Source organism: Agrobacterium sp. SORGH_AS_0745 (assembly GCF_030818995.1).
In the GTDB taxonomy this organism is placed as follows: domain Bacteria; phylum Pseudomonadota; class Alphaproteobacteria; order Rhizobiales; family Rhizobiaceae; genus Agrobacterium; species Agrobacterium tumefaciens.
The window spans coordinates 74,592-94,678 of the sequence record NZ_JAUTBI010000003.1; the positions used below are offsets into that span (position 1 = coordinate 74,592).

Consider the following 20,087-nt stretch of genomic DNA (forward strand, 5'->3'; position numbering starts at 1 on the left):
TTAACTGTCAGGCGGTCGGCACGTCGCGGCGTGGCATCGCTTCTCCCAGCCATTGCGCGATCTTGTCCTCGAGAATTTCGGGGCTGATGGGCTTCGACAGATAATCATCCATGCCTGCTGCGATGCAGAGCTCGCGGTCCGCGTCCTGTGTATGCGCGGTAACGCCGATGATCGGAACATGCCGGCCGTCGGCAGCCGCCTGTTCGGCGGCGCGGATTGCCAGTGTCGCCTGATGCCCGTTCATCACCGGCATCGACACATCCATAAGGATGACGGCGGGATTGTGCTCCTCCCACGCCTGAACGGCCTTCTTGCCATTGCCGACGATCAGGAACCGTAAACCCGCCTGCTGCAATATCTGGGTAAAGACGATCTGGTTGACGTCGTTGTCCTCGGCCACCAGCACATCCACACAAGGCAGGGTCGGCGCCGGTCTGGAACCGTCGTCGGAGGTGACACAACCCGCCGCTTCTTGTCCGTCGGGCCATTGTCCGGCCGCACCGGCGCATCGCTGCCGCCTGACCCCAGCCCCTGCGGATCCTGCCGGGCGCGTTTCTGCCGCACATCCCGCACCACATCGAACAGGGTGGAACGCAACAGACGCGCCCGCGCTGGCTTCATCAGATGCGCCTGCACGCTGAGATCGGTGAACAGGCTCTCGTCACCCACGACATCCATAGACGTCAGGAACACGATTGCGATATCGTCGAAACGACTATCCGCCCTGATCCGCTCGACCACATCCAGCCCGTTCATAACAGGCATGTGATAATCGAGAATGATGGCGTCGATGGCAAAACCGAGGGACGCAGCCTCCTGCAGCACGGCAATGCCCGATGGCCCGTCCTGCACAGCATGGCCGTCGATTCCCCAAGTCTTCAACTGCTCCGTCAATATGCGGCGATTGACGTCGTTATCGTCGATGACGAGTACGCGTATATCCTCGATCGCCATGGCAAGAAGCGGAGCGTCGCGCCGCTTTTCCGTAACGTGAAACGGAATATTGACCTCGAAGGTCGATCCCTTGCCGACTTCGCTCACCACATTGATCGTACCGTCGAAAAGACCGACAAGACCGACCGTGATCGCCAGTCCCAATCCCGTTCCCTCGTGCCGCCGTGTCGCTGAGCCGTCGACCTGGCTGAATTTGTCGAAGATGGTTTCGAGCTTGTCTGCGGGAATGCCAATGCCGCTATCTTCGACGCGCAGCGACAGAATGGTCTCCGACGCTTCCGCCGACTGCGCCGAAAGTTCGATCAGCACATGCCCCATTTCCGTGAACTTGACGGCGTTTCCAACAAGATTGGTGACGACCTGGCGGAACCGCCCGGCGTCCCCCATGACCTTGCCGAAAACCGACGGATCGATCCGGACGACCAGTTCTATGTTCTTTTCCAGCGCCGCTGAGGACAGGAGGGAAACCACATCCTCCACCGCTTCCGCCGGATCGAAAGGCACGCTGCGCAGCTTCATCTGCCCGGCCTCGATCTTGGAGAAGTCGAGAATGTCGTTGATGATCGTCAGGAGCGCATTGCCGGATTTGACGATGATATCGGTGAAGGTTTTCTGCCGCGTATCCAGATTGGATTTGGCCAGAAGTTCCGCCATGCCGAGCACGCCATTCATCGGCGTGCGGATTTCATGGCTCATATTGGCAAGGAATTCAGATTTGGCGCGATCTGCCGCTTCCGCGCGGGAAAGCAGCCGCTGCAACTCCTCCTCGCGCATCTTCATCTCGGTGACGTCGGTGACGATGATGAGCCAGTAATTGCCGGAACTGTTGGTCGCTTCCAGATTGAGCCACGTCTTTCCGGCAATATGGATCAGCCAGGAGAACGGCCTGTTGGCGGCTATGTGCTCTCTCCAGGCGGTCAGCGTCGCGGCCGCCTCCTCTTTGGTGCCAAAATCTCCGCGCCCGGCGCAATGGGCAAAGAACCCCGACCAGTTGCAGCCCTTTTCCAGCAGCTGCGGCGGCACATCGAACATTCGCGCCACAGCCTCGTTGGACATGATGATGGTTCCCTGCTCGACCAGCACCAGCCCCTGCGCCATGGCGCGCGTGGCGCCCTGCATATATTCGCCGACACGCTCAAGTTCGGCCTTTGCCTCACTGATCTCGGCGTCGCGCATGCGCACGTCGGTCACATCGGCATAGGTACTGAGGATTTTTCCGCCGTCGAGGCGGGTCTTGGAAATGACGGTGACCTTGCCGCTTTTGCTGCGCACCTCGCGCGGCGTGAAGACCTTGTCGTTGAGCAGCCGTTCTGCGCGCTGGGTGTAGAGCTCCTCGAAGGGTATATCGCCATAATCATAAAGGCCGCTTTCGAAATTCGCCTCCATGAATTCGCGATAGCTTTTACCGACAAGCGACTTCTCGCCGCCGATTTCGCCCCATAACGTGTCGAAGCACGGATTGACATATTCGATGACGAGATCCGCGTTGAGGAGTAGTACGCCAACCGGCAGGGCATGAAGAACCGTTTCGAACTGGCGATGCAGCGCTTCGGCCTGCGCCTGCGCCGCGATCAGCGCATTTTCCCGCTCCTTCAGCAGGCTGACATCGGTGACTGAACCCACCAGATAATATTCGTCATCGGGCGTCGTGACCCGGCCGAGCCGGGTTATGACCGGAACGGCGCCGCCATCCGAAAGCGGAATGGTTCCCGTCTTTTCAATCGCCTCTCCGGTTTGCAGGATATGCTCGTTTTCCCGCTGGAACTCTGCGCCCTCCTCCGGAAACATCTCGCATTCGGTCTTGCCCAAATAGTCGGCGAGGCTGCCGCCCCGGAATTTCTCAAAGGCCGCATTGGCAAAGGTCAGCCGCCTGTCCTGGTCCCGCAGGAACACGCCCACGGGCAATTGCTCAAGCGCGGCGCGCAGCAGCCAGGTCTCGCGGATTTGCTTGCTAAGCAGGGTCTCATGCGCCTTGAACTCCGTCACATCGACGCGAAGCCCCACCAGCATGCCGTTTTCCAGCCGCTTGTTGACCATACGCACCCAGCGGCCATCGGCAAACTGCTCCACCCTTTCGAGATAGGGCAGGGAAAAATCCCGCAACTGCTTCTGCAGCCATGCCTGGTAATCCGGATCGTCCGGTTTCACGCTGCGGTAGCCGCTCGAGAAATAGACCGCCTCCATCAGCGTCTCAAGCCGGGTGCCGGGCTTTAGCTGGAGGTTGAAATCACTGTAGAATTCCACGAAACGCGCATTGCAATAGACGAGCCGGTTTTCACGGTCATAAATCACGATGCCAGCATCGATGAGGTCGATAACGCCGCTGTCGAACAGCAGGTCGGCGCTGCCGCCGTCCGAAACACCCTTCACGACGACAGAGGGCGCCTCTTCGAACACCTCAAACAGGAACAGACTGCCGTCATCGCCGGTGAAACGTTCGCAACGCAGCTTGTAAGGCCCTGAAGACGCCGCACCATGGCATGAAACCACTTCGTCCGTGGCAAAGACCAGCGAGCGGCGCTCCCTGTCCTCGCGCTCGGCATCGCGAATATCCGCGGAAAGGGCAAGGCTGGTGTGGCCCGTGAACGCGGCGGGCGGACGCCCCATGACCCGGCCATAGGCTGCATTGACCATGAGGTAGCGAAGCTCGCTGTCCTTGATGCACGCGGGCAAATCCAGGGCGGCGATGGCCCCGTAAGCTTTTTCCAGCAACCCGCAGCCTTGGGTCAAGCGATACTCCACACCGTGCAGTTCCATCCTTGTCGAATCAAATATTTCCAGACGTCGTTGCAAAAACGTTATGTGAGAAAACCGCTATTTGCTATGTGCGGAATGGTCGCTTTACCCTTTTTTAACCATAATTATTCGCAAGCCTCCGCGCCTCGCCGGCAATCGCTAGCCTGCCTTCTGCATGGCAGCCATGCGCCGCGGGACGGCAGCGTTACAAAACTATTGCTTGACTTTACGCCATAAAACGCCCACATGCCGGTCAAGCTTTCACCTTCGGCAGCCGCGTGAGCTGCAGCACATGACCAAGATGACTTGGCCCGCATGAAGGAAAAGCGCAACGAATACAGAAGACGGCGTTTTGCCGCACTGATGCGCAGAAAGTTATTCCAACCCACAAGTTCCCAATTCACGCGGGGTTCTTGACGCCGAAACCGCCGGACAGCAGCAACTGCTCCGGACGATTGGTTTTTGGCGCCCCGAAAGGCATTACTATTGACCAGTTTTAGCGAACTCGGCCTCTCTGAAAAGATTGTGGCCAGCGTTACCCAGCTCGGCTACACAACCCCCACCCCCATTCAGGCAAAGGCCATTCCGCTGCTGCTTGAAGGCCGTGATCTCATCGGCCTCGCACAGACCGGCACGGGCAAGACGGCAGCATTCGGCCTGCCCATCATCGAAATGCTGATGAAGCAAGCCGACCGCCCGGCAAACCGCACCACCCGCACCCTTATCCTTGCACCGACCCGCGAACTGGTGAACCAGATCGGCGAAAACCTGCGCTCCTTCGTGAAGAAGACGCCGCTGCGCATCAACCAGGTTGTCGGCGGCGCGTCGATCAACAAGCAGCAGCTTCAGCTCGAAAAAGGCACGGACGTCCTGGTGGCGACACCCGGCCGCCTGCTGGACCTCATCGCCCGCAACGCGATCTCGCTTTCCAAGGTCACCTATCTGGTGCTTGATGAAGCCGACCAGATGCTCGATCTGGGCTTCATTCACGATCTGCGCAAGATTTCCAAGATGGTTCCGGCCAAGCGCCAGACCCTGCTGTTTTCGGCAACGATGCCGAAGGCGATTTCCGAGCTTGCCAGCAACTTCCTGACGGACCCGATCAAGGTCGAGGTAACACCTCCGGGCAAGGCCGCCGACAAGGTCGAGCAGTACGTGCATTTCGTCGCCGGCAAGAACGACAAGACCGACCTTCTGAAGAAGTCGCTCAACGAAAACCCGGATGGCCGCTCGATCGTTTTCCTGCGCACCAAGCACGGCGCGGAAAAGCTCTACAAGCACCTGGAACATATCGGCTTCAAGGTCGCTTCCATCCACGGCAACAAGAGCCAGGGCCAGCGCGAGCGGGCACTGAAGGGCTTCAAGGACGGTGAGATCAAGGTTCTGGTCGCAACCGACGTCGCTGCCCGCGGCATCGATATTCCGGCCGTGACGCACGTCTTCAACTATGACCTGCCGGAAGTGCCCGACGCCTATGTCCACCGCATCGGCCGTACCGCCCGTGCCGGCCGCGACGGCATTGCCATCGCGTTCTGCGCACCGGACGAAACACGTCTGCTGCACGATATCGAAAAGCTGATGAAGATCGATATCCCGGTTGCATCCGGTGAACGTCCGGCCGGTCTTGCCAGCCCGACGCGCCCGAACAACAACAACCGTGGTCGCAACAACAATGGCGGCCAGCCGCGTGGACCCCGCGAAGGCGGACGCCACAATGGCGAGCCCCGTCCCTCGCGTCACCACGCCCCGCGTGATGCGGACAATGATCTGGAAGTCACGTCAGACTTCAAGCGCGTGAAGACGGCGGAAGGTGACGCAGGTCGCCCGGCCGGCCCTCGCAAGCAGCGCCGCCCTGCCCGCAAGCCCGGCGGCAGCGGTGGCAACCGTCACGCTCCTGCTGGCGGCAACGGTCAGGAAAAGCGCGCTTCCGGCAACGGAAACGGCAATCGCGGTCGTAACCGCTAAGTAACTCTGCGCGAGCCGATTCCCCGGTATCGCGTGTCTACCTTCAAACCCCGCAAGCGCAGGCTTGCGGGGTTTTCTTTTTGCTCTCAACCGCCCTGCGCCAACGACCGGCGCCGCGACGGCAGGGTCATGGCCAGCACACCGGCAATCACGCAGACAAGACCCACCCACATTGCAGGCGTCGGCACTTCTCCAAGAAACACCATGCCAATGGCGACACCGATCGGAACCCGCAGATACGCCTGCGACGTGGTACCGACCGAACCGAGCGTCTGCATCAGCCGGAAATAGACCATGAAGGCGAGCGCGGTTGAAAAGACGCTGAGGCACACAAGTGCGGTGAGCGACGCCGGAGATGGCGACAATGTCCAGGGCCGGTCAACGATCACGCTCACCGGCAACAGAAGCACGGCGCCGCAGATCAGCGAGCCGGCGGCAGGCATAACGGGATCGAGACCCCTGAAGTTTTTGCTGAAGATGGCGGCACAGGCGTAGGAAAAGGCTGCAGTCAGCACGGCAATCTGGCTCCCCAGCGCCTCACCAGCCCCGTTTAACGCATCCAGACCGATGATGAGACAGACACCTGTCATGCCCGCAATGGTGCCGAACAGCTTGCGCCCGCTGACCTGTTCATGCCGGATGATCAGCGCGGTGAGAAGAAAGGTGAAGATCGGCGTCGTCGCATTGAGGATGACGGCGAGACCGGCATCGATGCTCTGCTCCGCCCACGCGATCAGCGTGAAAGGCAATACGCTGTTGATGCAGGCCTGAACGAAGAAGAGCCGCCATGTGGCGAAATCCCGCGGCAACCGCAGCCCGCGCAGGCGAATGACCGCCAGCAGCAACAGACCGGCAATAAGGGTTCTTGCGGCAATGAAGGTCAGCGGTGGTATGGTCTCCACCCCGATCTTGATGAAAGTGTAGGATGCTGCCCACAGAGTGGACAACAGGGCAAGCAGCAGCAATTCGCGGGCGATAGGGTTTTGACTGGTCACGGATCAATTTTCCAACTGCGTTCAGGATGAACCGTTCCTAACCCGAAAACAAGCATCTATGCTTCGGTGACGGCCGAAGTTTCCAACGCTTCAAAAGCATGAAGCCCCGCATGGTACCAGCCATGCGGGGCTTCAATGACAGACCGGTGATTGCAGCGGCCGATCAGGCCCGGCGTTCATCCACCGAGAAAGCGCCCGGACCGGCAAACACGAGGTAAAGGAAGATGAAGCAGAACAGGATCGCGGCGTCGCCCCCATTGAGAGCGGGGAAGAAGCTCTTAGGCCCGTGCGCAATGAAATAGGCAACAGCCATCTGGCCAGACAGGATGAAGGCAACCGGACGCGTGAAAAGGCCGACCAGCACGAGAATGCCGCCAACGGCTTCCAGAAGCGCCGCCACCAGCAGCATCGTCGGCAGGGAGCCGTCCATCTGTGATGCCGGGAAACCGAACAGCTTCTGCGTTCCATGAGAAATGAAAAGCAGCGCCGTCATGATGCGCAGCGCCCCGAGTGCCTGCGGGCGATAGCGGGAGAGATTGTCTAAAATTGCCATGTTCATGTGTCCCCGTTGAAGTGGTGCGACGCTCGATACAGCGCAATCATGCCTTTATGGATACACGTCTCGAACACCGAAAATCACATTTCCGATATAGCAGAACTCCCTTAAATACATAAAGGGAGTCATTCTACACATGGTTGATTTTCCACCATAAAACTGCGCTCATGTGGAAAAAATCAACCCAAGGATACAGGCATTTTTCGAGGGGCAAAGGCGGAAAAATCCGCCTCTACGTCAGGCCTGCAGCACCACGACCCTGGAGCCGACCGGCACGCGGCTGTAAAGATCGATGATGTCGTGGTTCAGCATCCGGATACAGCCGCTTGACATGGCGTGGCCGATGGATTGCGGCTGGTTGGTGCCGTGCAGACGGAACATGGTGTCGTTGCCGCCGCGATAGAGGTAGAGCGCCCGTGCGCCGAGCGGGTTGTTCGGCCCCCCCTCCATGCCGCCGGCGTATTTCAGATTGCGCGGATCACGGCGCATCATGTTCGCGGTCGGCGTCCAGGAAGGCCATTCCGACTTCCGGCCGATATAGGCGTCGCCCTTCAGCGCAAGCCCCTGGCGACCGACGCCGACGCCGTAACGCATTGCCCGTCCATCGCCCAGTACGTAGTAAAGACGCCGCGCGGGCGTATCCACAATCACCGTTCCGGCCGGATGCGCGGTATCGTATGCCACTTCCTGCCGGCGCAGCTCGGGCTTCACCTTGTCGAGATGCATTTCCGGAAGCGGAAACTTCTCGTCCGGCTTCGCCGCATAATTAAGCCTTTGCTGCCCGATGCCGGAACTTGCGCAGCCGGCCAGCAACAGCGGCAATCCGAACAGAACACCACGACGTGAAATAGACATGTAACCCCCGCCAAATCTCTAGATTAACGAGAGGTATAATTTTATGGTTAACAAATCTCTAATATGAGGTTGTAGGAATTAACGTGCCTCAACCGTCGCTGCGGGCCGGCGGTTGGCCAGATACACACCCGTTACCGCCAGGACCGTGCCGGCAATCATGGCCGGCGTCAGCGTTTCCCCGAAAAGCAGGGCCGCTTCCACGGCGGCAAGCGGCGGCACGAGATAGATCAGCGAGGCAGCGCGCGAGACCTGCCCGCGCCGGATAAGATAGAGCAGCAGGGCCACCGCACCGATGGAGATCGCGCCTACCGACCAGACGAGCGTGGCGGCAAGCCCGAGGCTCCAGTCCACATGACCATCCTCCAGCAACAGCGCGAAGGGAACGGTGACGATGAGGGCGCCGACATATTGCAGCGTGGCTACCGCCATGATGTTTCCGCCATGGACGTATTTCTTCTGGTAGAGGGTGCCATAGGTCACGGACGTCATGCCCAGCACATTCACCGCCACGGCATAAAGCGGCACGGAAAGGCCGAGCGCGCCCGACGCCATGACCTTCGGCAGCACGGCGATGGCAATGCCGACAAAGCCGAGAAGCAAGCCGGCACGCTGCACCGGAGAGATCTTTTCGCCGATCATGTAACGGGCGGCAACCGCCGTCATCAACGGCTGCAAACCGGCAATAATGCCGCCGATCGCCGCCGGCACGCCCTGCCCTATCGCCCACCAGATCATGCCAAGGTAAAGGCCGTGCAGGAACACGCCGGACAAGATTGCCCGGAAAACATCGATGCGCCGTTCAGGCCATTGAATGGAGGAAAACCGGCAGATCGCCCACAATATGGCACCCCGCCAACAGGTAACGCAGACAGAGGAAGGTCAGCGGACCGGTATAATAAACGGCATATTTCGCGGTGACCCAGCCGGTCGACCAGAGAAAGACGAAGATGGCCGGAGCCAGACGGTCGAGCGACATGGGAACTTCCCCTGTGCCGCGTGATGCCCCGCAACCGGACATAGGCCCGGGACATAAGGCATGCGGCGAATTGACATTTTTACGACTTGAAGCAACCGGTCAATAACCCGGCCGAATCTCGGCGCGCTCCCCTTGGCGAAACACAGCCGTCCAAGCTAGCCGGTATCCCCATCCCCGCAAAAGGTCAAAAGTGTTTTGGTGATCGCATCTTTCAGATTTTCTGATGCCACACCCAAAACCCATCAACCGAAAGCGAACGAACAAAATTTGTGCATTCGCCCACGGCGCACACAGTGCCACCACCCCGTTCCGCCCCACCTTGCCCTGCAACCAATTTGCCAATGCCGCATTTATAGGCTGAAAGCGAAAAAACGCTTCTTTTTTAAAACTCTAGGGCGGTAAAAAATCTTCACGGAGGCCTCCGCATAGTTCTTGCATTGCATTTGTCGTTGTATTCATATGGCAAAAAAGGGGACATCGAAGTTGGCATTTGACGAAATGATAAATGCGGACAACGCGCCGCGAAGCCCATATGAAAACTATAACGAGTGGTACAGCCGGCAGGACAGGGCACACCTGATCCAGAAGTCTAAAGACGCGGAAAACATCTTTCGAAAAACCGGCATTACTTTCGCAGTCTACGGCCACGCCGACAGTTCAGAAAAACTGATCCCCTTCGATATCATTCCGCGCATCATTTCCGGGCGCGAGTGGCGCAAACTGGCCCAGGGTATCGAACAGCGCGTTCTCGCTCTCAACGCTTTCCTCGACGATATCTACCACAAGCAGGAAATCATTCGCGCCGGGCGCATTCCCCGCGAAATCATTGAGAAGAACGTCGCATTCCTCCCGGAAATGATCGGTTTCACGCCACCCGGCGGCGTTTATACCCACATTGTCGGCACGGATATCGTCCGCACCGGCGAAGACCAGTTCTATGTTCTGGAAGACAACGCCCGCACGCCTTCAGGTGTCAGCTACATGCTGGAAAACCGTGAAACGATGATGCAGATGTTCCCGGAACTCTTCCATGAAAACCGGGTACAGCGGGTGGAGGACTACCCCTATCAGCTGCGCCAATCGCTCGCCTCGCTTGCACCCCCCGGCTGCACCGGCAAGCCGCGCGTCGCGGTGCTGACCCCCGGCATCTACAATTCCGCCTATTACGAACATTCCTTCCTGGCCGACATGATGGGCGTGGAGCTGGTGGAAGGGTCCGACCTGCGCGTCATGGACGGCAAGGTCAAGATGCGCACTACCCGTGGCTACGAGGCCATCGACGTGCTTTACCGCCGCGTCGACGACGACTTCCTTGATCCGCTCACCTTCCGGCCGGATTCGGCGCTCGGCGTACCCGGCATCATGGATGTCTACCGCGCCGGCAACATCACCATCGCCAATGCGCCGGGCACCGGCATTTCCGACGACAAGGCAATCTATTCCTACATGCCTGAGATCGTCGAGTTCTACACCGGCCGCAAGCCGCTTCTGGAAAACGTGCCGACATGGCGCTGTTCGGAGCCGGACAGTCTGAAATACGTTCTCGACAACCTTGCCGAACTGGTTGTCAAGGAAGTTCATGGTTCGGGCGGTTACGGCATGCTGGTCGGCCCCACCGCGTCGAAAAAGGAACGGGCGCTTTTTGCCGAAAAGCTGAAAGCCCGCCCCTCCAATTACATCGCGCAGCCCACGCTGTCGCTTTCCACCGTGCCGATCATGGTGAAAAACGGCATCGCGCCGCGCCATGTCGATCTGCGTCCTTATGTGCTGGTTTCAGACAAGGTGAAGATCATTCCCGGCGGACTGACCCGTGTTGCCCTCAAGCAGGGCTCGCTGGTGGTCAATTCCAGCCAGGGCGGCGGCACCAAGGATACATGGGTACTGGAGGACTAAGCCATGCTGGGCAGAACGGCAAACGGGCTCTACTGGATGTTCCGGTATATTGAGCGCGCTGAAAACATCGCCCGGCTTATCGATGCTGGCCTGCGCGTTTCCCTGACGCGCAGCGGCAGCGGCGATGAGGACTGGGACGGCGTGTTGCAGAGTGCCGGCGTGCACGAAGCCTTTCTCGAAACGCGCGAGAAGGTGACGGCGGCCAATGCGATCGATTATCTCCTGCGGGACAAGGCAAACCCTTCGAGCGTCATGTCCTGCATCGAGGCAGGCCGCAACAATGCCCGCATGGTGCGCACCGCGCTGACGCGCGAGACATGGGAAGCTACCAACGAATTCTGGATCGAGCTGAAGAACATCCTCGGCCGCAAGCTCAGCCATGCCGAACTGCCGCAGACCATCGATGTCATCAAGCATCGCGCCGGTCTGGTGCGCGGCGCCTTCCACGGCTCGATGCTGCGCAACGATCTCTATAATTTCTCCCGCATCGGCACCTTCATCGAGCGCGCCGACAACACCGCCCGCATTCTCGACGTAAAATATTACGTGCTGCTGCCGGCCGTGGCGCATGTCGGCTCCTCGCTGGACAATGCCCAATGGGAATCCATCCTGCGCTCGGTCTCGGCGCACCGCTCCTATGGCTGGGTCTATGATGCGGAATACAAGCCCGCCAACATTGCCGACTTCCTCATTCTCAACGGCCGCATGCCGCGCTCCCTCGCCTATTGCTACGAGAAGATAACCAGCAACCTCAATTACATAGCTGAGGATTACGGTGAAAAGCACAAGGCGCATGAAACGGCGGAAAGCATTCGCGACAGTCTGCGCAAGACGACGATCGATCGCGTCATGGATGAAGGCCTGCACGAGTTTCTGGAGAGATTTGTCAACCGGAACGGGCAGTTGGGGCAGGAAATCATGGAAGGCTACCGCTTTTATCTGTAAGCGCGTGGACGGGGACAGCTTATGCGTCTGAAAATCACCCATACGACCGAATATGTCTATGACGAGCCGATGCCTTATGCATTGCAGCGGCTGCGCCTGACGCCACAGACCGGCCCGTGCCAGACGGTGGAGGACTGGGATGTATCGGTCGACGGCGCCACCGTCGAAGTGAGCTACGACGACCATTTCAGCAACCGTGTCGCATTGGTCGAGACCGAAGGCCCGCAACGCAGGGTCAAGGTCGTGGCTGGTGGCCTCGTCATAACCGAAGACAGGGCCGGCATGGTCGGCCCCCATACCGGCAGTGCGCCGCTATGGCTGTTCCTGCGCGAGACGCCGCTGACGAAGCCCGGCAAACTCGTGCGCGAACTGGCGAAGGCCAGCACCGGCAACAGCGAGCTCGAGCGCCTGCACGACCTGATGGAGAAGATCAACAGCAAGGTGGAATATGTGCCGGGTTCGACCGACACCGAAACCACCGCCGAACTGGCACTCGAAGCCGGCAAGGGCGTCTGCCAGGACCATGCCCATATCCTCATTTCCGCCGCCCGGCTGATGGGCCTGCCCGCCCGCTATGTTTCCGGTTATCTGATGATGGAAGACGTGGCGGAGCAGACGGCAACCCATGCCTGGGCCGAGGTGCATCTGCAGGGGCTCGGCTGGGTTGGCTTTGACGCCGCCAATAATATCTGCCCTGACGATCGCTACGTGCGCATTGCCCTTGGCCTCTGCTACCGCGACTGCGCGCCGATATCGGGCATGCGGATCGGCCCAGCCGGCGAAACACTGAACGTTTCGGTGACCGTGCAGCAATCGCAGAGCCAATCGCAAAGCTGAGACAATGGCCGGCAGAGACGACGAAACGATCGGCTTTTATACGGATAATGCCGAAGTCTATACGTCGAGAGGGCAGACGGCGGACCTTCCCCATCTGGAAAAATTCATGTCGCGCCTGCCCAAAGGCGCGACCATCCTCGAACTGGGGTGCGGTGGCGGGCAGGACAGTGAATTCATGCTCGCTGCAGGCTTCGACGTGCGCCCGACGGACGGCACACCCGAAATCGCCAAGGCGGCCGAAACGCGGCTCGGCATTCCCGTCGCAACATTGCTTTTCGAAGATATCGGCGACGTGGAGACTTATGACGGCGTGTGGGCCAATGCCTGCCTGTTGCATGTCCCCCGCCCCGCTCTTTCCGGCATCATCCGCCGCATCCATACGGCGCTGAAACAGGGCGGTGTTTTTTACGCCAGCTTCAAGGCCGGGGAAGCGGAAGGCCGCGACACGTTCGGCCGCTATTACAACTATCCTTCGAAAACCTGGCTTGAGGACCTGTACGGGCATTTCGCCTGGGCAGGCGTGGAGATAGAAGCACGGCACGGCAGCGGTTACGACAAGCTGCCGACCGACTGGCTGCATGTGACGGCAACGAAACCCTGATCCGCTTTCAACAACCTGTGGGTTGCGAAAGCCCGCCGTGACCGGTTAAATCGCCGCAGCAACCGATCAGGGAGAGGGCTTTTTGTACAGTATTTCCGACTATCGCGACTGCCAGTCCCATGGACCCATCATTGCGGAACGGGTCTGGACGGCATGGTGGCAGGATAGTGGCCTCCAGGTCGGCGATGTGGCTGAACATCTGAAGGATATGGTGAACCCCCATGCCCTGCCAACCGGCTTCGTCGCCCATGACGACAAGGGTTACGTCGGCTCCGCCTTCCTTATCCACTGCGATCTGGAGGAGCGGCCACAATATCTGCCATGGGTTGCCGCACTCTGGGTGGAGGAAAACAGCAGACGCTCAGGTGTCGCCCGGGCGCTCATGCAGGCCGCAACACAACGGGCCGCCGAACTTGGTCACGACACCAGCTACCTGTGCTGCCGGCGCCGTCTCGAAACCTATTATACGAACTGCGGCTGGACCGTTCTGGAACGTGGTGTTGGCAAGCACGACCTGACGGTGCTGACCTACAGCACGAAAACATAGACTGTCCGCTATATCCGTTGCCGGACATCGGGGAGGAACCATGAAACCGCCAGCCGCCCTTATGGAAACGGCGATCTACGCCGACGATCTCGACGCCGCCGAGGCCTTTTATCGCGATGTCTTCGGGCTGGAGGTGGTGCGCAGGCTGCCGGGCCAGTTCGTGTTCTTCAAATGTGGCCGGCAGATGCTGCTGGTCTTCGATCCGCAACAATCGCGCACGGCCACCCCCGACAATCCGATCCCGCGCCACGGCGCCACCGGACAAGGCCATTTCTGTTTTTATGCGAAAGACAAGTCGGAAGTGGACGACTGGAAAGCACGCTTCGAGGAGCTTGGAATTCCCATCGAACACTATCACCGCTGGCCGAATGACAGCTATTCCGTCTACATCCGCGACCCGGCCGGCAATTCCGTGGAGGTGGGCGAAGGCAGGCTGTGGGGGTTCGAGTAAGCCCCAGCTACCCGGAAGAACACTATGAAGAACATTTTTGTCGTCACGCACACCCAGTCCGTCCATCATGTCGAGAACAAGGTTGGTGGCTGGTATGATACCGAACTGACACCCAAGGGAAGAGCCGATGCGCAGGCGACGGCCGAGAAACTTGTGGCCTTGATCGGCAACGCATCAGTCGAAATCTTCAGTTCCGATCTTCTGCGGGCCTCCCAGACTGCGGCAATCATTGCTGAACACCTCAAGTCCCCTTTTGAAACCACGGATGGCCTGCGGGAAATCAGCTACGGTTCGGCGGGTGGTATGCCGCAGGAATGGCTCGACGCCCGTCAGATACCGGCCCCCCATCACGACCGGATGGATCATCGTGGCGGAATTGCTGATGGCGAAACGAGACGAGAGTTGGCCGAAAGAGTGTACCGCGCCTTGGACACGATTATATCGCGTCCTTGCCCCACGCAGATCATCGTTACCCATGGCTTCGCTCTTACCTTCGTCATCGCGGCATGGATCAAAATGCCGATCGACAGCGTCGGTTATGTCAGCTTTCCGGCGTCTTCCGGCAGCATTACGCACCTAAGACAAGACGATTACTGGCAAAACCGCGGCGTTATCGCTTTGGCGGATGTGTCCCACCTGAAGACAAACCCGGGGATGACGTCGAGAGGGGGGACACTGAGCGACCCCCTCCCTCAACCGTTTAACGTGCAGCCCAGGTAGATCAGATCTGCCGAACCGTGATTTCTTCTTCCGCATTAACCGCAAGCGGGTTCCTCAGCGGCAGGCCGAAACCAGCGGCCTCGATCTCGAACACGTCACCCGCTTCCGGCTTGATGCCCTCCGCGAAAGAGAGCGTCGCGGTACCGAACATGTGCACATGGACGTCACCAGGTGCGCGGAACAGGCCGTATTTGAAGTGGTGATATTCGAGGTTCGCGAAGGTGTGGGACATGTTGTCCTCACCCGAAACAAACGGCTTTTCGAAAATGACCTTGTCGCCACGACGGATGCGCGAGGTGCCGCGAATATCCGACGGTGCAACGCCGACGCGGATTTCCGGGCCGAAGCTTGCCGGGCGCAACTTCGAATGGGCGAGGTAGAGATAGTTGATCCGCTCGGTGACGTGATCGGAAAATTCGTTCGACACGGCAAAGCCGATGCGCACGGGTTCGCCCTTGTCGGAGATCACGTAGATGCCGGCCATTTCCGGCTCTTCGCCGCCATCAAGCGCGAAGGACGGAGAGGTGAGAGCAGCACCGGGTGCCGCTGCGACATAGCCGTTGCCCTTGTAGAACCACTCGGGTTGAACGCCCTTTTCGCCAGCCTTCGGCTTGCCATTTTCCAGACCCATGCGGAACATCTTCATGGAATCCGTCAGGCTTTCCTCGGCGGCTTCCGTGGTCTTCTTGTGCATGCTGTCGCGGGTAGCAGCAGAGCCGAGATGGGTCAGGCCCGTGCCTGTCAGATGCAGATGCGCCGGATCGGGATGGGTGATCGGCGGCAGAAAGCGACCTTCAGCGTAAGCCTTTTCAAGATCGACGGCATCGCCGAGACCATGGGCGGACACAACATCGGCAAGGCTCTTGCCACTATTGGCAGCTTCCATGGCCAGCGCGTAAACCGATTGAGCGCCGTTGACGGCGTGCGCCTGTCCGCCTTCTTCGCGAACGGCGACGGTGATTTTGCCACTGGCATCCTTGATCTGTGAAATGAGCACGGGATTTCCTTCCTGCGGCGCAACGCGCCTTATCTTCTTCGGCGCGTTGCGCCTTCACCTTATGAAAGTGGCCGGAAACCGGCCACTTTTTTGACTTGCTATATTGGCTGGGCAATCAGCCCTTGTTCTTGTTGTAGACGTCGAAGAACACGGCAGCGAGCAGCACGAGGCCCTTGACCATTTGCTGGAAGTCGATGCCGAGGCCGACGATCGACATGCCGTTGTTCATGACGCCCATGATGAAGGCACCGATAACAGCACCGGTGATCTTGCCAACGCCGCCGGAGGCCGAAGCACCGCCAATGAAGCAGGCCGCGATCACATCAAGCTCGAAGCCAACGCCTGCCTTCGGCGTTGCCGAGTTGAGGCGTGTCGCGATGATCATGCCGGCCAGACCGGCCAGTACACCCATGTTGACGAAGGTTAGGAAGCTCAGGCGTTCGGTGTTGATACCGGAAAGCTTGGTCGCCTTCTCGTTGCCGCCCATGGCGTAAACGCGGCGGCCAATGGTCGTGCGGCGCGTCACGAAGCTGTAAAGCGCAATCAGAACCAGCATCACGATCAGGACGTTCGGCAGGCCACGATAGGTGGACAGCTGGTAGCCAAGGAACAGAATAGCGCCTGAGATGAGCAGGTTCTGCACAATGAAGAAACCGAACGGCTCCACGTCAATGCCGTGCTTCACGTTCACCACGCGACGGCGCCACGCCAGATAGAACAGCACGACCGTAATCACCAATGTCAGGATCATCGACGTCGTGTTCAGACCTTCGATGCCACCGATATCAGGCAGGAAGCCGGTGCTGATGATCTGGAAATCCGTCGGGAACGGGCCGATGTTCTTGCCGCCGAGCACAAAAAGCGTGAGGCCGCGGAACACAAGCATGCCCGCCAGCGTCACGATGAACGACGGGATGCGATGATAGGCGATCCAGTAACCCTGGGCAGCACCGATGATGCCGCCGATGACAAGACAAATCAGCGCCGCGAGAAACGGGTTCATGCCCCACTGCACGGTCAATATGGCCGCAATCGCGCCGACGAAGGCGACGATGGAACCGACCGAAAGGTCGATATGTCCGGCCACGATGACCAGCAGCATGCCAAGCGCCATGATGACGATGAACGAGTTCTGCAGGATGAGGTTGGTCAGGTTAACGGGCCGGAACAGAATGCCGCCGGTGTAGAACTGGAAGAAAACCATGATAGCGACGAGCGCGATCAGCATGCCGTATTCGCGGATATTGGAGCGAATATACGACCCGACCGAGATGACGTTGCTTTCTTCGTTTGTGGTGTTTGCCGAACTCATGAGTTCTTCTCCCCTGAGCGCATGATAGCGCGCATGATGCTTTCCTGGCTCGCCTCTCCCTTCGGCAATTCAGCGACGATGCGGCCTTCGTTCATGACGTAGATGCGGTCGCAATTGCCGAGCAATTCAGGCATTTCCGATGAGATCATCAGAACGCCTTTGCCGTCGGCAGCGAGCTGGTTGATGATGGTGTAGATTTCGTATTTCGCGCCAACGTCGATACCGCGTGTCGGCTCGTCGAGGATCAGGACATCAGGATTGGAGAAGAGCCACTTGGAGAGCACGACCTTCTGCTGGTTGCCGCCCGAAAGATTGACCGTTTCCTGAAAGATGCCCGAAGAGCGGATGCGAAGGCGTGTGCGGAAATCGCTCGCCACCTTCATTTCCTTGATGTCGTCGATGACGCTGGCCTTCGACACGCCGGCCAGATTGGCAAGCGTGGTGTTGTGCAGAATGTTGTCGTTGAGCACCAGACCGAGATGTTTGCGGTCTTCGGTCACATAGGCGAGACCGGCATCGATTGCCTTGCGCACGGTGCTGACATCCACGGGCTTGCCGTCGATCAGAACGTCGCCGGTGATCTTGTGACCGTAGGACTTGCCGAACACGCTCATGGCGAATTCCGTGCGCCCTGCCCCCATCAGCCCGGCAATGCCGACGACTTCGCCCTTGCGCACGGTGACGTTGATGTCGTGCAGGACCTTCCGGTCGCGGTGCTGCTGGTGATAGGCGTTCCAGTTCTTCACTTCGAGAATGGTCTCGCCGATCGGCACGTCGCGCGGCGGATAACGATCTTCGAGATCGCGTCCCACCATGTTGCGGATGATGACGTCCTCGCTGATTTCTTCCTGATGACAGTCGAGCGTCTTCACCGTCATGCCGTCGCGCAGCACGGTGATCTGGTCGGCCACCTTGCGCACTTCGTTGAGCTTGTGGGTGATGATGATCGACGTCATGCCCTGCTTGCGGAACTCGATCAAAAGGTTGAGCAGAGCCTCGGAATCGCTCTCGTTGAGCGAGGCGGTCGGCTCATCAAGGATGAGAAGCTTCACGCTCTTCGACAACGCCTTGGCGATTTCGACCAGCTGCTGCTTGCCGACGCCGATATCCGTAATCAGCGTCTCCGGCGATTCCTTCAGGCCCACCTTCTTCAGAAGTTCGCGGGTACGGTTGAAGGTCTGCTGCCAGTTGATGACGCCGCCCGAAGCGACCTCGTTGCCAAGGAAAATATTTTCGGCAATCGACAGGAGCGGCACAAGCGCAAGCTCCTGGTGAATGATGATGATACCAATATCTTCGCTGTCGTTGATGGCGCGAAAATTTCGCACAGCACCTTCATAGTGGATCTCGCCCTCATAGGTGCCAGCGGGATAAACACCGGAAAGGACCTTCATCAAGGTCGACTTTCCAGCGCCGTTCTCGCCAACGAGCGCGTGGATCTCACCTTCCTTTACCTTAAGGTTGACGTTCTCAAGCGCTTTTACGCCCGGAAACGTCTTGGTGATGTTCCGCATTTCGAGAATGGTATTGGCCATATCGCAATCCAGCGCCCGATTAATTCAGGCGTTTTTATTTTTATGGAAAAACGGGGACGGCGCCAAGCCATCCCCGCATGTGTTGCAGGCTTATTTCAGCTGGTCTGCGGTGTAGTAACCACCGTCGACGAGAACCTGCTTGTAGTTGTCCTTGGTCACGGCAACCGGCTTGAGCAGGTAGGACGGAACAACCTTGACGCCATTTTCATAGGTCTTGGTGTCGTTCACCTCAGGCTCTTTGCCCTGCAGAACGGCGTTGACCATGCCAACAGTAACCTTCGCGAGTTCGCGAGTGTCCTTGAAGATGGTCGAATACTGTTCGCCAGCAATGATCGACTTGACCGACGGAACTTCAGCGTCCTGACCGGAAACGACCGGCAGCGGCTGGTCCTTCGTGCCATAACCAACGCCCTTCAGCGAGGAGATGATGCCGATGGACAGACCGTCATAGGGCGACAGAACAGCGTCAACCTTCGCGTCCGTGTAATAAGCCGACAGGAGGTTATCCATGCGAGCCTGGGCCGTTGCCGGATCCCAACGCAGCGTACCGACCTTGTCCATTCCCATCTGGCCCGACTTTACGACCAGCTTGCCGCTGTCGATGTAAGGCTTCAGAACCGACATCGCGCCATCGTAGAAGAAGAAGGCGTTGTTGTCGTCAGGAGAACCGCCGAACAGCTCGATGTTAAACGGACCCTTGCCGTCCTTCAGGCCAAGCTTGTCGACGATCGAAGTTGCCTGCAGAACGCCAACCTGGAAGTTGTCGAAAGTGGCGTAGTAGCTGACGTCGCCGCTGTTGCGGATGAGACGGTCATAAGCGATGACCTTGATGCCCTGCTGACCAGCCTGCTTCAGAACGTCCGACAGGGTCGTGCCGTCGATCGAAGCAATCACGAGAACCTTAACGCCCTTGGTGACCATGTTTTCGATCTGGGAAAGCTGATTCGGAATATCGTCGTCGGCGTATTGCAGATCGGTCGTGTAACCGGCTTCCTGCAGCTGCTTGACGATATTGTTGCCGTCATCGATCCAGCGCGCGGAAGACTTTGTCGGCATGGCGATACCGACAGAACCCTTGTCCTGCGCAAAAGCCGGCGCTGCAAAGGAAGCAGCACCGATGGCACAAGCCGCCATCAGCGAAATAATGGACTTCATTAACTCTCTCCCTTGAACCCTCTTTGGTACCCGCTTGTTGCGTTGCACCATAAAATT

General features: G+C 58.8%; 15 protein-coding genes and 2 pseudogenes. 8 read left to right on the forward strand and 9 right to left on the reverse strand.

Going from position 1 to position 20,087, the window contains the following annotated elements:
- Positions 1–7: 7 nt before the first annotated feature.
- A pseudogene (locus tag QE432_RS10320) lies at positions 8–3,711 on the reverse strand (response regulator).
- Between the two features lie 465 nt (positions 3,712–4,176).
- Between QE432_RS10320 and QE432_RS10325 the strand changes: the two are divergent.
- Positions 4,177–5,655, forward strand: coding sequence for a DEAD/DEAH box helicase (locus QE432_RS10325; RefSeq protein ID WP_003513690.1), 1,479 nt, complete (start codon positions 4,177–4,179; stop codon positions 5,653–5,655).
- 86 nt (positions 5,656–5,741) lie between these two features.
- Here QE432_RS10325 and QE432_RS10330 read toward each other — a convergent pair whose 3' ends face one another.
- From QE432_RS10330 to QE432_RS10345, 4 genes and pseudogenes are all read right to left on the reverse strand, one after another.
- The gene (locus QE432_RS10330; RefSeq protein WP_306624104.1) at positions 5,742–6,650 is read right to left on the reverse strand and encodes a DMT family transporter; all 909 of its coding nucleotides are present in this window, start codon (positions 6,648–6,650) and stop codon (positions 5,742–5,744) included.
- 163 nt (positions 6,651–6,813) lie between these two features.
- Positions 6,814–7,209, reverse strand: a complete 396-nt coding sequence (locus tag QE432_RS10335) for a DoxX family protein (protein WP_019565150.1) — start codon at positions 7,207–7,209, stop codon at positions 6,814–6,816.
- Between the two features lie 234 nt (positions 7,210–7,443).
- Positions 7,444–8,061, reverse strand: a complete 618-nt coding sequence (locus tag QE432_RS10340) for a L,D-transpeptidase (RefSeq protein WP_003513696.1) — start codon at positions 8,059–8,061, stop codon at positions 7,444–7,446.
- Between the two features lie 78 nt (positions 8,062–8,139).
- A pseudogene (locus QE432_RS10345) lies at positions 8,140–9,037 on the reverse strand (DMT family transporter).
- A 483-nt stretch (positions 9,038–9,520) separates the two neighbouring features.
- Between QE432_RS10345 and QE432_RS10350 the strand changes: the two are divergent.
- The 7 genes from QE432_RS10350 to QE432_RS10380 all read left to right on the forward strand — a co-directional run bounded on the left by QE432_RS10350 (position 9,521) and on the right by QE432_RS10380 (position 15,031).
- Positions 9,521–10,930: a circularly permuted type 2 ATP-grasp protein gene (locus tag QE432_RS10350; protein ID WP_003513699.1), complete on the forward strand. Its 1,410-nt coding sequence runs from the start codon at positions 9,521–9,523 to the stop codon at positions 10,928–10,930.
- 3 nt (positions 10,931–10,933) lie between these two features.
- Positions 10,934–11,875, forward strand: coding sequence for an alpha-E domain-containing protein (locus QE432_RS10355; RefSeq protein ID WP_003513700.1), 942 nt, complete (start codon positions 10,934–10,936; stop codon positions 11,873–11,875).
- Between the two features lie 21 nt (positions 11,876–11,896).
- Positions 11,897–12,712: a transglutaminase family protein gene (locus tag QE432_RS10360; protein WP_306624109.1), complete on the forward strand. Its 816-nt coding sequence runs from the start codon at positions 11,897–11,899 to the stop codon at positions 12,710–12,712.
- Between the two features lie 4 nt (positions 12,713–12,716).
- On the forward strand, positions 12,717–13,313 hold the full coding sequence (locus QE432_RS10365) for a class I SAM-dependent methyltransferase (protein ID WP_306624111.1): 597 nt from the start codon (positions 12,717–12,719) through the stop codon (positions 13,311–13,313).
- 82 nt (positions 13,314–13,395) lie between these two features.
- Entirely contained in the window at positions 13,396–13,860 is a 465-nt protein-coding gene (locus QE432_RS10370) for a GNAT family N-acetyltransferase (protein WP_025594245.1), read from the forward strand.
- 40 nt (positions 13,861–13,900) lie between these two features.
- Positions 13,901–14,311 (forward strand): VOC family protein, encoded by a 411-nt coding sequence (locus QE432_RS10375; protein WP_097100731.1) that lies wholly within the window; start codon positions 13,901–13,903, stop codon positions 14,309–14,311.
- Between the two features lie 24 nt (positions 14,312–14,335).
- Positions 14,336–15,031, forward strand: a complete 696-nt coding sequence (locus QE432_RS10380) for a histidine phosphatase family protein (RefSeq protein ID WP_306624114.1) — start codon at positions 14,336–14,338, stop codon at positions 15,029–15,031.
- A 1-nt stretch (position 15,032) separates the two neighbouring features.
- Here the strand turns inward: QE432_RS10380 and araD1 are convergent, their stop codons facing one another.
- The 4 genes from araD1 to chvE form a co-directional block, all read right to left on the reverse strand.
- Positions 15,033–16,028 (reverse strand): 2-keto-3-deoxy-L-arabinonate dehydratase AraD1, encoded by a 996-nt coding sequence (araD1, locus tag QE432_RS10385; protein ID WP_111783628.1) that lies wholly within the window; start codon positions 16,026–16,028, stop codon positions 15,033–15,035.
- Between the two features lie 115 nt (positions 16,029–16,143).
- On the reverse strand, positions 16,144–17,340 hold the full coding sequence (gguB, locus tag QE432_RS10390; protein WP_003513714.1) for a sugar ABC transporter permease GguB: 1,197 nt from the start codon (positions 17,338–17,340) through the stop codon (positions 16,144–16,146).
- The gene (gene gguA, locus QE432_RS10395; RefSeq protein WP_003513716.1) at positions 17,337–18,875 is read right to left on the reverse strand and encodes a sugar ABC transporter ATP-binding protein GguA; all 1,539 of its coding nucleotides are present in this window, start codon (positions 18,873–18,875) and stop codon (positions 17,337–17,339) included. The genes gguB and gguA overlap by 4 nt, the downstream gene beginning before the upstream one ends.
- 90 nt (positions 18,876–18,965) lie before the next feature.
- Entirely contained in the window at positions 18,966–20,030 is a 1,065-nt protein-coding gene (gene chvE, locus QE432_RS10400) for a sugar ABC transporter substrate-binding protein ChvE (RefSeq protein WP_003513717.1), read from the reverse strand.
- Between the last annotated feature and the right edge of the window lie 57 nt (positions 20,031–20,087).